The organism is Pantoea sp. B9002, assembly GCF_013385945.1.
Taxonomy (GTDB): Bacteria; Pseudomonadota; Gammaproteobacteria; order Enterobacterales; family Enterobacteriaceae; genus Pantoea.
This window is the reverse complement of record NZ_JACAPA010000011.1, coordinates 143,368-155,612: the sequence shown is the minus strand read 5'-3', so window position 1 is coordinate 155,612 and position 12,245 is coordinate 143,368. Positions and strand designations below refer to the sequence as shown.

Sequence of the window (12,245 nt, the reverse complement as noted above, 5' to 3'; positions counted from 1 at the left end):
TGAATGGCGACCCTACGTTTTATCTGTCCCAGTACGACTCTTCTAAACTGTCTTCCCGCTCCGGCAGGCCGCGCGTCAGGCGCGGTGAATGCTGGTTCAGCACCTGATAACTTACCCGGTTCGCGTATTTACACACCTGTGCCAGTGACGAATAGGTCAGGTAGGCGCGGCCGTGTTTGCTGGAGTTAGGCACTTTTTGGCGGTGGAAGTTGTTGGCGGTGATGTCATGCAGCAGTGCCGCCAGCGCGCCATCGCCCGCGCCGTTGGTGTTCATGATCTTCTCTGGCCCGCCCATATACGGCGCGATGTGCGAGAAGATGCGCAGCGGCTGATCGCAATCCTTGTGGCGCATCGCGCGGCTAAATTCATATTGGTTGAACTCAGCCAGCGCACCCGGCAGCAGCGGATGGTTGGTTTTGCGCTTGTACTCTTCTTCGGTGAAACCGGCCATGTACAAACCGGTTGGCCCGGCGGTGCACAGCACCAAATCCACCCAATCCAGCGCCATATCCGACGCCAGCAGCGGATCCTGCTCGCCGGTTAAGGCAAAGGCCTCTTCTTCGTTCATCGCCACAATCGAGACGTGATCGCGCAGGAAATCGCGCCAAAACTGCGGGTTATCCTGAATCACGTATTTGGTGCCGAGCGTCAATACCACCGGCACGTTGTGTTTTTTGGCGTATTCGATGGCACGCAAGGTGGCTTCCGGCATCGGTTCGCCCGGCTGACAGCGCACCAGATACGAAGTCAGCACCAGCGCCGATGCGCCCGCAATCACCTCTTCCGGAATGCTGTTGGCCTGCAGCTGGTTCATCAAGCCGGGGCTGATGGCGAAGGTACGTTCGCCCTGCTCGCCAATCAGCGTGAAGCAGCGACCAATTGCGCCATCGACGCCCTGCAGGAAGTTAAGATCCATGCGGCTGGAGGTGTTGCACAGGTAGCGATAGGCGTAGCCGCCGATCTGGATGTTATTGCACATCACGCCGAGCAGTACCGAGCGGTCATCCGCCAGCACCGAGTAGTTATGCAGGGTGTTTCCGATGGTGCCACCGGCAAATTGATGGCTGATGAGCTCTTCGCGCATCAGTTCGTTGTAGAGCGCCTCGGCGGTGGCATCGTCGATCACCAGCGAGTGACCGGCGCTTAAACCGTAACGCTGCAGAAAGTCGTCATCGACTTTGGCTTCAATATCCACCAGCGTCTGATCGATACCCACCACCCAACTGCCCTCTTCCTGCTCTTGCTGCGTAGCTTGCAGCAGCGGATCGCGCGCGTTGACGGGGAAATAGTGTTTGGATTTGCGTTTGCCGGGAAATTTCATCGAGAGTGCCGTCAGGGAAAATCAGGCAGAGAATGATATCACACTCTCTGCCACACCCTTAACGGCGCGCGTTGACCAGCTGCACCATCATTTCAATGTGCTCAGCATCGTCGTTGAGCGCAGGAATGTACTCGAACTTTTCGCCGCCAGCATGCAGGAAGATCTCGCAGTTCTCACCGCTAATCTCCTCAAGCGTTTCAAGGCAATCCGCCGCAAAGCCCGGACTCATCACCTGCACGTGCTTGATGCCTTTGGCCGGTAAGCTCTTCATGGTTTCATCGGTGTACGGCGTCAGCCACGGCTCGCGACCAAAGCGCGACTGGAAGGTCATCATGATCTTGTGCGGCGCAATGCCCAACGCCGCGGCCAGCGCATCGGTGGTGTCTTTGCAGCGCAGCGGATAATCATCGCCTTCATTGGCGAAACGCTGCGGAATGCCGTGATAGGACAGCACCAGCAGATCCGGTTCGCCATGCAGCGCAAACGAGCGCTCAACCGAGGCTTTCAGCGCGGCAATGTAAGCCGGATGCTCTGCATAATCGCGGATAAACGCCACTTCCGGCAGCGAGCGCAGCGGTTTAAAACTGGTGGCTAAGCCGTCCCACACGGCGGCAACCGTCGAGCAGGAGAACTGCGGATAGAGCGGCAGCACGATGAGTTTGGTCACGCCCTGATCCAGCAAGCGTTTTAACGCACTGTCGAGGCTTGGCTGGCCGTAACTCATACCGAGTTCAACCGGCATATCGAGGCGCTGCGCCAATGCTTCACGCTGACGCTTGCTGAACACCATCAGCGGCGAGCCTTCATCCATCCACACGGAAGCATAAAGTTTCGATACGCGTGGCGAGCGGAATGGCACGATGATGAAATTGAGAATCGGCCACCACAATAAGCGCGGTGTATCAACCACTCGTGGATCGCCGAGGAATTGTTTCAGATAGCGTTTAACCGCAGGTGTTGTGGGTGCGTCTGGTGTGCCTAAGTTAACCAGCAAAACCCCGGGCTTTTCTTGCCTCATGGTATTTCCTTGATGTCGAAACGAATGGGTCGAATGCAAAATCAGGGGGAAATTGTAGCGGAAATCGAGGGAGGGGAAAGCAATTGCTGCAAAAGGGCCGGACAACCGGCCCCATCAACGCATTAACCGAGAATAGTGGCCAATTGCGTGCTCACTTCAGCGACAGGACGCGTACCGTCGATTTTGTGATATTCGGTGTTGCCGTCTTGCGCTTCTTTGCCATAGTAAGCAATCAGCGGCGCGGTCAGCTGATGGTATTCCACCAGACGCTTACGCACGGTCTCTTCCTGATCATCTTTACGCGTGGTCAGCTCTTCGCCGGTCAGGTCATCTTTACCTTCCACTTTTGGTGGATTATAAGTGACGTGATAAACGCGGCCCGATGGCGTGTGTACACGACGACCAACAATACGATCCACAATCAGCTCGTCCGGTACAGCGAACTCCAGCACGTAATCAACCTTGATGCCCGCTTCTTTCATAGCGTCAGCCTGCGGGATAGTGCGTGGGAAGCCATCGAGCAGGAAACCGTTTTTGCAGTCTTCCTGCGCGATACGCTCTTTAACCAGCGCAATCACCAGCTCGTCAGTCACCAGTTTACCGGCATCCATGATCGCTTTTGCCTGTTGGCCCAGTTCCGTACCTGCTTTTACTGCCGCACGTAACATGTCACCGGTGGAGATTTGCGGAATACCGTATTTCTCCATGATGAATTGAGCCTGAGTGCCTTTACCTGCGCCCGGAGCTCCGAGCAGAATAATACGCATTGCGTAATTCCCCTTGCGAATCGCATTGTTCAATCTGAGAAGGCGAAGAACATACCATTATGGCCCGCGCACCACAAGGAAACGGGCGCGCTCGCCACGAAAGGTCTACTTTGACCTGCTTTGTCAGCAAATACCAGCAGAGTGCCCGTTTTTAGGAATCACAGCTAAGCATTAGCACATCTTTGAGGCGTTTTTTCAGAGTTGGCGTAACGTTCAGCTGTTTGTTGACCCCGCCGCGCACGTCGGCGCGCAAGCGTAAACGCGCCTGTTCTGGCAGCACCTGAATATCCTGCGGCAATTCGCTGGCATTGAGGCCGTTCGGCAGCGGAAAAAGCGCAAAGGGTAAACCCGGTTGCTGAATGGAGTGCAGGATAAAGGGCGAGTCGAGCGCGATATTTTCCACCAGCGCAATATTGAACGGACGCCATTCGCTGTCATCGATCATCGCCAGCGCCTGTTCTGGCGCGTCACCGAGCGCCAATCCTTGCTCAAACAGCCGCAGTTCGCTGCGCACCAGCGTGCTGAAATCGGCGGTGCGTAACGCGATCAACACCAGATCGCCGCATAACGCCGCATGACGATCGAGGCGGGCGACAAACAGTCGCGCATCGCTCACCAGCCGTTTATGCAGCTGCGTGGCAAACGACTCCGACGCATCGGTAACGCCGTGGCTTTGGCATTCGCTTAACGCCCGCACGCGACCTTGCTGCATATCAACATGATCCACCAGCGCAATGTTGCCCGCCGTCATCGGCAAGGTGTGCAGCACGCTGAGTTCGCTGACCGGATGGTGCGAGGCATAGCGCGTTTGATTACGCGATTGCTCCTGACGGAGAAACAGCTGGGAAAGCAGCACCCGCGAGATATGCAGAGAGGGTGCGAAAAAGAGATCGTAATTCTCAAGCCGGTAATAGCGGGAAAGCAAGCCGCGAAGCTTATCGCGCGCCGCCGCCCTGGCAGTAGCAAATTGTGGAGCCATCGCGTGGTATGTCTCTGGTTATTGTGCTGTGTGTGGGAGGTGAAACCTGCGGTGATATTCGGCGTAAAACACAGAGAGCCGGAGCCGTCAACCCGCCAGAATCTGGGGGAAAGGTTAGGCCAATGCGGCTGGACATTAAAATGATATAAACTGACAATCCCTGTTAGGTTTTTACACAGGGGACGAGTATGACCGCGCTTCCATCGTTACGTGCACTGCACTATTTCCACCAGGCGGCACTGTTTAGCAGTTTTAGCGTTGCGGCCGAACGTCTGCATGTGACCCATAGCGCCATTAGCCATCAGGTTCGACAGCTGGAGAGCTGGATGGGGAAGCCGCTGTTTGTGCGTACCAATGGACGCGTCAAATTAACCTCACACGGTGAACGTCTGCTGGTGAGCTGTCAGAAAGCCTTTAGCGAGCTCTCCACCACCTGCGAAAGCATCCGTACCGGCATGCGCCATCATCTCAGCGTCTCCTGCGCGCCCAGTTTTCTCTCGCAATGGCTGATTCCGCGCATCGCCAGCTTTTATCAGCGCTATCCCGATATTGAAGTGCAGTTTCAGCCGCTGGTGGAGATTGACCAGCTGCGCAGCGAGCATACCGACGTGCTGATTCTCAGCGCCGAGCAGTCGCCGGATGACGATATTGATGCCACCTTGATCAGCGATGATTACATCGGCCCGCTGTGCGCCCCGCAGTTTGCTGCCCGCTTTCAGAGCGAGCAGGATCTCGCCGCGCTGCCGCTGCTGCACGCCGATACGCGGCTGCATGCGTGGGCCGAATGGGCGAAAACCAGCGGCGTGCGCGGTAATTACTGGATCGGGAAGCATTTCGATAATTTGACGTTAGGCATTCAGGCGGCGAGAAACGGATTGGGCGTGATTATGGCGCCGCGCTTGCTGGTGCGTCAGGAGTTGAGTGACGGCACCTTGATTGCGCCGCTGGGCTTTGTACGCGTCGATCGCGCGACGTTGATGATGACCAAGACTTCGCGCCAGCACGATGCGGAGATTACGTTGTTTCGCGATTGGTTGCGGGATCAGGCGCAGATTTAACAGCAGATAAAAAAAAGGTCGCCATGAATGGCGACCCTACGGGTTTGGTGCGATTACGCCGTCAGCAACTGGTTCATGCGACGGATAAACTGGTTTGGATCGTCGAGCGTGCCGCGCTCGGCGAGCAGCGCCTGATCCAGCAGCAACTCAACCCACTCGGCAAAGCGCGTTTCGTCCTGGGTATCGGCCACACGTTTCACCAGCGTGTGATCCGGATTGATCTCGAAGATGTACTTCACTTCCGGCACATCCTGACCCGCCGCGGCAAACAGTTTCGCCATCTGCGTGGTCATTTCGTTGGCATCGGTGGTGACGATCGCTGGCGTGTCGGTGAGACGATGCGTCAGACGCACCTCTTTCACGCGCTCGCCCAGCAGCGTTTTCACGCGCTCAACGAACGGCTCCAGCGCCTTCTCCGCTTCTTTCTGCTCTTCGGTCTCTTCGTCGGCCAGTTTGCTCAGCGAATCATCCGCTTTGCTGACTGACTGGAAGGTTTTGCCGTCGAACTCGGTGAGGTAGCTCATCATCCATTCGTCGATACGATCGGAGAGAAGCAGCACCTCGATGCCTTTCTTGCGGAACAGTTCCAGATGCGGGCTGCTCTTCGCGGCGGCATAGCTGTCGGCGGTGATGTAGTAAATTTTGTCCTGACCTTCCACCATGCGCGTCAGGTAGTCGTCGAGCGAAACGTTCTGCTCGGCGCTTTCGCTCTGGCTGGTGGCAAAGCGCAACAGTTTGGCAATTGCCTGCTGGTTAGCGTTATCTTCGGCTGGACCTTCTTTCAGTACCAGACCGAACTCTTTCCAGAACTGCTGATATTTTTCCGCGTCGTCTTTCGCCAGTTTCTCCAGCATCTGCAGGCTACGCTTGGTCAGCGCGGCGCGCAGGCTCTGGGTCACGCGGCTGTCCTGCAGGATTTCACGCGAAACGTTGAGCGGCAGATCGTTGGAATCTATCAAGCCACGCACGAAGCGCAGGTAGTTCGGCATGAACTGCTCGGCATCGTCCATGATGAACACGCGCTGCACGTAGAGTTTCAGGCCGTGCTTGCTGTCGCGATTGAACATGTCAAACGGCGCGCGTGATGGCAGATACAGCAAGCTGGTGTATTCCTGCTTACCTTCCACGCGGTTGTGGCTCCAGATCGCCGGATCGCTGAAATCATGAGCGATGTGTTTGTAGAACTCGTTGTACTCGTCGTCGCTGATCTCTGACTTGTTGCGCGTCCACAGCGCCTGGGCTTTGTTGATCTTTTCCCAGGTGGTGGTGTCGCTCTCTTCGTCTTTGCTTTCAATCTCGACCGGCAGCGCGATGTGATCGGAGTATTTGCTGATCACGTTACGCACGCGCCACGCATCGAGGAAATCGTCTTCGCCTTCACGGAAGTGCAGCGTGATTTCGGTACCGCGATCGGCTTTCTCAATCTCCGCTAGCGTATATTCGCCTTCGCCGGCAGATTCCCAGAACACCGCTTCATCGGCTTTCGCACCGGCGGCGCGGGTGCGCACGGTGACTTTATCCGCCACGATGAACGCAGAGTAGAAGCCTACGCCGAACTGGCCGATCAGCTGGCTGTCTTTCGCCTGGTCGGAGCCCATGGATTCGAGGAAGGATTTGGTACCGGATTTGGCGATGGTGCCGAGGTTCTCAATCACCTCATCACGACGCATACCGATGCCGTTATCGCTGAGCGTCAGCGTGCGGTTTTCCGGGTTGACCGAGATACGTACGCGCAGGTCGCCGTCGCCTTCATACAGATCGGGCGTCGACAGCGCGCGGAAGCGCAGTTTGTCGGCGGCATCTGAAGCGTTGGAAATCAGCTCACGCAGGAAAATCTCTTTATTTGAATAGAGCGAATGGATCATCAGGTGCAGAAGTTGTTTTACCTCTGACTGGAAGCCACGCGTCTCTTGTCCTTTCATGGTCATTGCTACCTCAACTGAATCGGGGTTGATGATACGTTGAGAGAGAAATGGGGATGAAGGAGAGGATTTCAAGCCGATGTCTGTGAAGACATCGGCAAGTGATTAGAAATTAATCTTATGGCGTCCGGCGAGCGAGTGCGACAGCGTGGTGCCATCAACCATTTCCAGCTCACCACCGACCGGCACACCGTGGGCAATGCGGCTGGCATCAACGCCATATTGTCCGCACAGTTCAGCGATGTAGTTGGCCGTGGCTTCACCTTCCACCGTGGGATTGGTGGCGAGGATCACTTCGGTTAAGGTTTCACGTTCCAGACGCTGCTCCAGCCGATCCAGGCCGATATCCTGTGGACCAATGCCATCCAGCGGTGACAAGTGGCCCATCAGCACAAAGTAGCGGCCGCCAAACTGGCCGGTCTGCTCAATGGCGTGGATATCTGCCGGGCTCTCCACCACACAAATCTGGCCGTTTTGCTGACGACGCGGATTGGCGCAGATGGTGCAGATTTCCTGCTCGGTGAAGGTACGGCAATCGGCGCAGTGACCGATTTCCGACATGGCGCGGGTCAATGCCTGCGCCAGACGCATGCCACCGCTACGATCGCGCTGCAACAGCTGAAAAGCCATGCGCTGCGCCGACTTCGGGCCAACGCCCGGCAGGCAGCGCAACGACTCCATCAAAGATTCAAGCAGTGGACTGGTTTGCATCAGAACGGCATCTTGAAGCCAGGTGGCAGCTGCATACCTGAAGAGACGGAAGCCATCTTCTCTTTCTGCGTTTCGTCGATACGGCGTGCCGCATCATTGAAGGCCGCGGCGATCAGATCTTCCAGCATGTCTTTGTCATCTTCCAGCAAGCTAGGATCGACTTCGACACGACGGCAGTTGTGCGCACCGTTGATGGTTACTTTAACCAAGCCAGCGCCTGATTCACCGGTCACTTCGATCGCGGCGATCTCTTCCTGAACTTTGGCCATTTTGTCTTGCATCTGCTGGGCCTGTTTCATCAGGTTGCCCAATCCGCCTTTACCAAACATAGTTTTCTCTCTCTGCTGGGGCTGCGCGCAGTTGACGCGCGGCAGCATGTTCACACCGGTCGAATACTCTCTTCATCCAAATCGGCATCGAAGAATCGACGCAATGTCTGAATATGGGTATCGCTACTGATCGACTGTCGCGCCTGCGACAGCTTCTCTTCATAAATGGCCTGACGCCACTCCAGTGGCGTCAATACCGTAGGATTATCGTCTTCAATAATCGTCAATTCAACCGGCTGACCGGCAGACTGACTCAGCGCTTCCGCCAGCGCCTGCCTGGCAGAGGCTGAATTGAGGTGGCGCTGGCTGCTGCGCAGATGCAGCGTAATACCGGCTTCGCCGACCTCTTTCCACGCATTGAGCGCCACTTGCTGCACCAGTTTCGGCAGCGTCAGCGCGGCGATTTCAGCGGCCCACGCATCGCGCTGCTGGGCTTCTTCCGCCAGACGCAGCGCCAGCTCAGGGGTTTTCTCATGCTCCAGTGCCGAACGCAAGGCTTTTGGCGTCGCCACCGGCTCCGCTTTAACCTCCACCGGCAGCTGTGTTTTCCAGCGATAGGCTTCCGGTTTTGCCGGGGCTTTTACCGTGGGTTCAGACGCACGTTGTTGCACACGTTCAGTGACGCTAGCGAGACGTTCCAGCGCCGGATTCGCCGGCCGCGCGGAACGCGCTGCCGGCTCACTCTTTTTTGCTTTGCCGGCTCCCTGACGCAGCAACTGCGTTCGCGCCTGTAACAACTGGCTGGTGGAGTCAGGTAACGGATCGGGCGCTGGCTGCATGTCTGGATAATCATCCGACATCGGCGGCGCGTCGTGGTTCGGCGGTGCCATCTGCGGCTGCGCAGCCGGTGCGGGCGCGGCTTTCGGTGCGGCTTGTGGCGCAGCGACCTGCGGCGCAGCTTGTGGCGTCAAGGTGGGACGCGCCACCGGCTCGGCAATCGTTGCCTGCGGATGAAACGCCAGCGCACGCAGCAGCGTCATCTCCACGCCTAAGCGCCGATCCGGTGCCAGCGGCAGATCTTTACGTCCCATCAACAGCGTTTGGTAATAGAGCTGCACGTCGGCCGGTGGCAGCACGCGCGCTAACTCGCGCAGGCGATCGGCCTGGCTGAGATCGTCCTCGCTGAGCGAGCTTGGCAGCAGCTGCACCATCGCAATGCGGTGCAGTAAACGCAGCATCTCGACCAGCAGCGCTTCCCACTCAACCCCGCGCGACGCGGCCTGATTCAGCAGCGCCATCACCTGTTCGCCCTGGCCATCCACCAGCGCTTCAATCAGCGCCAGCGGCTGTTCATCGTCGAGCGTGCCGAGCATTTGTGCCACGGTGTCACGCGTTACGCTGCCCTGCCCCATGGCAATCGCCTGGTCGGTCAGACTCAGCGCATCGCGCATGCTGCCATCAGCGGCGCGTGCCAGCAGATGCAGCGCACGCGGTTCGGCTGCAATCTGCTCCTGCTGCAACACATGCGCCAGCTGCTGCTGGATTTGCTCAACGTCGAGCGCTTTGAGATGGAATTGCAGGCAGCGGGACAAAATCGTCACCGGCAGCTTCTGCGGATCGGTGGTCGCCAGCAGGAATTTAACGTGCGATGGCGGCTCTTCCAGCGTTTTAAGCAGCGCGTTGAAGCTGTGGCGCGACAGCATATGCACTTCATCGATCAGGTAGACCTTGAAGCGACCGCGTGCCGGCGCGTACTGCACGTTATCAAGCAGGTCGCGCGTATCTTCAACTTTGGTGCGTGATGCGGCATCGATCTCAATCAGATCGACAAAACGGCCCTGCTCGATTTCGCGGCAGTTATCGCATTGCCCGCACGGTGTTGATGTGATGCCGGTTTCACAGTTAAGGCCCTTCGCCAGCAGACGGGCGATCGAGGTTTTCCCGACGCCGCGCGTGCCAGAAAAGAGATAAGCATGATGGATTCGTCCCAGTGACAACCCGTTGGCCAGCGCAGTCAGCACATGTTCCTGACCGACTACGTCAGCGAAGGCCTGGGGACGCCATTTTCGCGCAAGTACCTGATAGCTCATGTGGATTCAATCACTGGAATTTAGGGAGAAGGGAGAAAATGCAGCTTCGCAAACCCTGTTTATTTTGGCAGTAGTTTAACAGCCACAAGCGGATCAGCAACCACTAACTTTGCAGAGGTGGCGCCCCGCCGTACAGCGGAGCGCGCAGGCCTTAGTGGCCGGGGAAATTCACCAGGCTGAAGCACTCGACGCCCATGGCAGTCAGGCGGGCTTCGCCGGTCAGGTCAAACAGATTAATCACGAATGCGGCGTCTTTCACTTCACCACCGGCGCGGCGGATCAGTTTCACCGTCGCTTCCAGCGTGCCGCCGGTTGCCAGCAGATCGTCCACCACCAGCACCACATCGCCTGGCTTGATGGCATCTTTGTGCAGTTCCAGCGCATCGGTGCCGTACTCCAGCTCGTAGCTTTCGCTGAAGGTGTCACGCGGCAGTTTGCCCGGCTTGCGCACCGGCACAAAACCCACGCCCAAACCCAGCGCCACCGGAGCGCCAAACAGGAAGCCACGCGCTTCCGTTCCCACCACCTTGGTGATGCCTTTGTTACGATAACGCTCCACCAGAATGGCGATCGACGCGGCATACGCCTGCGGATCTTCCATCAAACTGGTCACGTCACGGAACAGAATGCCCGGCTTCGGATAGTCAGGAATGCTTTTAATGCTGTTTTTGATGAGTTCAAGCTGCTGCGCAGTTGCGGTCATAAATGTTACGCCTGGAGAAAATATCTAATACGCGCAGCTTCTCTAGCGCCAAACCCCGGAAACCGGGTTAAGCGAAGTCGTTTATAAGGGAAGCCACGCACGAAGATGCCCAAATCTATGCAAATACCCGCCTAAATGCAACCCTCACGCTACTGTTGTGGCGGGTTGCTATCCTCGGCGATGACCGGAATGCGCCACATAAAAAGCAGCAGCAGACACAGCATCGCGCCTAACAGAATGCGCAACCAAAGCAGATGGACCAGATAAATCGAGACCGAAAAGGTAATCACAATCAGCAACATGGCGCGCCCTTTGGCGCCGGGCGGCATGGCACGATGCTGCTGCCAGTGGCGAATATAGCGGCCAAACGGCGACTTCCACAGTAACCAATGATGGAAACGCGGCGACGAGCGGGCAAAACACCAGGCCGCCAGCAACACAAATGGCGTCGTAGGTAATAAAGGTAATACAATGCCCAGCGTACCTAGCACAATCGCCAGCCAGCCAAGGCTCAGTAGTAAAATGCGCTGCATGCCTGATGCCTGAATAAGTCAAAAACAGCGTTACGTTAACACAGTCGGAAACAGAGTGATGCCCCAACCGCCCGCACAGCAGCGTCTCCACGCCATGTTAGATTTACTGCGCCAGCAGATTGCGCAGCAGCCGGATGGTGCCTGTCGTCAGCCCCGCTTTGATTCTCAACTGTTTCGCACCAGCGGTACGCGTCTGGCAGATTATCTGCGCGAGCTGGAAGGCAACGTGACGCAGTTAACCGCAGCCGATAGCGATGTGGCGCGGCGTCAATGGCTGGCGGAGAAAGTGCTGGATCAGATTGCCGCATTGCAGCGCGAATGCCAGAGCCAGCAGCTGCGCGTCAAGCGCGAGCGGCCTCGCGTCGATGCACGCCAGACCAAGCGTGAAGAGTATCAAGGCTACGAAAAGCGCTTACTGGCGATGATTCAGCAGCGCGAGCAGCATCTGGCGCGCGCCGAAACCCTCAGCGTTCAGCAGCAGTTGATTCGCGAAGTCGATCAGCTGCAGGAGCGCCTGGCACGCTGCCGCGCCGCTATCTACAAACTGGAGTTGCCGTCTATGCCGCGCTAAACGCGGCGCTTTTTCCTCTATACTCATTGCGGTGAGAAAAAGGAGAAAAATCATGACGCTGGTTTTTTGGATTGTGATCGGTTTAGCAGCAGGCTGGCTTAAGCGGGTGATTTTTCCCGGTCGTCCGGGAGGATTTGTGCCGACGCTGATGCTGGCGGTGATTGGCGCGCTGATTGGCGGCTATATCGCCACCTACTTCACCACCGGCGATCTGGCCGCCTTGCATCCAGCCGGTTTTGCCAGCGCGCTGCTGGGCGCACTGTTAATGCTGCTGGTCGCGGCGAAATTACGTATTTAGGAGAA

General features: G+C 57.1%; 13 protein-coding genes and 1 other annotated feature. Of the genes, 3 read left to right on the top strand and 10 right to left on the bottom strand.

Annotated elements, in window-relative coordinates; all coding sequences use genetic code 11:
* Window positions 1-19: 19 nt before the first annotated feature.
* The 4 genes from HX773_RS09360 to HX773_RS09345 all read right to left on the bottom strand — a co-directional run bounded on the left by HX773_RS09360 (window position 20) and on the right by HX773_RS09345 (window position 4,085).
* Entirely contained in the window at window positions 20-1,321 is a 1,302-nt protein-coding gene (locus HX773_RS09360) for an inosine/guanosine kinase (protein ID WP_176971295.1), read from the bottom strand.
* Between the two features lie 58 nt (window positions 1,322-1,379).
* Window positions 1,380-2,339 carry a ferrochelatase gene (gene hemH / locus HX773_RS09355; RefSeq protein ID WP_176971294.1) on the bottom strand — a complete coding sequence of 320 codons (960 nt, stop codon included), beginning with the start codon at window positions 2,337-2,339 and terminating at the stop codon, window positions 1,380-1,382.
* A gap of 122 nt (window positions 2,340-2,461) precedes the next feature.
* Entirely contained in the window at window positions 2,462-3,106 is a 645-nt protein-coding gene (adk, locus tag HX773_RS09350) for an adenylate kinase (protein WP_008103865.1), read from the bottom strand.
* A gap of 151 nt (window positions 3,107-3,257) precedes the next feature.
* Window positions 3,258-4,085 (bottom strand): DUF6024 family protein, encoded by an 828-nt coding sequence (locus HX773_RS09345; RefSeq protein ID WP_176971293.1) that lies wholly within the window; start codon window positions 4,083-4,085, stop codon window positions 3,258-3,260.
* Between the two features lie 188 nt (window positions 4,086-4,273).
* Between HX773_RS09345 and HX773_RS09340 the strand changes: the two genes are divergently transcribed.
* Window positions 4,274-5,143: a LysR substrate-binding domain-containing protein gene (locus HX773_RS09340; protein WP_176971292.1), complete on the top strand. Its 870-nt coding sequence runs from the start codon at window positions 4,274-4,276 to the stop codon at window positions 5,141-5,143.
* A gap of 53 nt (window positions 5,144-5,196) precedes the next feature.
* On the opposite strand, the gene htpG is transcribed toward HX773_RS09340, so the two are convergent.
* The 6 genes from htpG to HX773_RS09310 form a co-directional block, all read right to left on the bottom strand.
* A complete protein-coding gene (htpG, locus tag HX773_RS09335; protein ID WP_176971291.1) occupies window positions 5,197-7,071 on the bottom strand; it encodes a molecular chaperone HtpG in 1,875 nt (624 codons plus the stop codon).
* 99 nt (window positions 7,072-7,170) lie between these two features.
* Window positions 7,171-7,776 (bottom strand): recombination mediator RecR, encoded by a 606-nt coding sequence (recR, locus tag HX773_RS09330; RefSeq protein WP_008103873.1) that lies wholly within the window; start codon window positions 7,774-7,776, stop codon window positions 7,171-7,173.
* Window positions 7,776-8,105, bottom strand: coding sequence for a YbaB/EbfC family nucleoid-associated protein (locus tag HX773_RS09325; RefSeq protein WP_097097583.1), 330 nt, complete (start codon window positions 8,103-8,105; stop codon window positions 7,776-7,778). Before HX773_RS09325 ends, recR begins: the two co-directional genes overlap by 1 nt.
* 50 nt (window positions 8,106-8,155) lie before the next feature.
* Complete coding sequence (dnaX, locus tag HX773_RS09320) at window positions 8,156-10,135, bottom strand: DNA polymerase III subunit gamma/tau (protein WP_176971290.1); 1,980 nt, start codon at window positions 10,133-10,135, stop codon at window positions 8,156-8,158.
* Window positions 8,753-8,814, bottom strand: a sequence feature (DnaX frameshifting element). It overlaps the preceding gene by 62 nt.
* 151 nt (window positions 10,136-10,286) lie before the next feature.
* Window positions 10,287-10,838: an adenine phosphoribosyltransferase gene (gene apt / locus HX773_RS09315; protein ID WP_101762398.1), complete on the bottom strand. Its 552-nt coding sequence runs from the start codon at window positions 10,836-10,838 to the stop codon at window positions 10,287-10,289.
* Window positions 10,839-10,987: 149 nt separating this feature from the next.
* On the bottom strand, window positions 10,988-11,371 hold the full coding sequence (locus HX773_RS09310) for a DUF454 family protein (protein WP_176971289.1): 384 nt from the start codon (window positions 11,369-11,371) through the stop codon (window positions 10,988-10,990).
* Window positions 11,372-11,429: 58 nt separating this feature from the next.
* Between HX773_RS09310 and priC the strand changes: the two genes are divergently transcribed.
* Together priC and HX773_RS09300 are read left to right on the top strand one after the other, a co-directional pair.
* Complete coding sequence (gene priC / locus HX773_RS09305; protein ID WP_176971288.1) at window positions 11,430-11,942, top strand: primosomal replication protein PriC; 513 nt, start codon at window positions 11,430-11,432, stop codon at window positions 11,940-11,942.
* A 52-nt stretch (window positions 11,943-11,994) separates the two neighbouring features.
* Complete coding sequence (locus tag HX773_RS09300; RefSeq protein ID WP_176971287.1) at window positions 11,995-12,240, top strand: GlsB/YeaQ/YmgE family stress response membrane protein; 246 nt, start codon at window positions 11,995-11,997, stop codon at window positions 12,238-12,240.
* Window positions 12,241-12,245 lie beyond the last annotated feature (5 nt).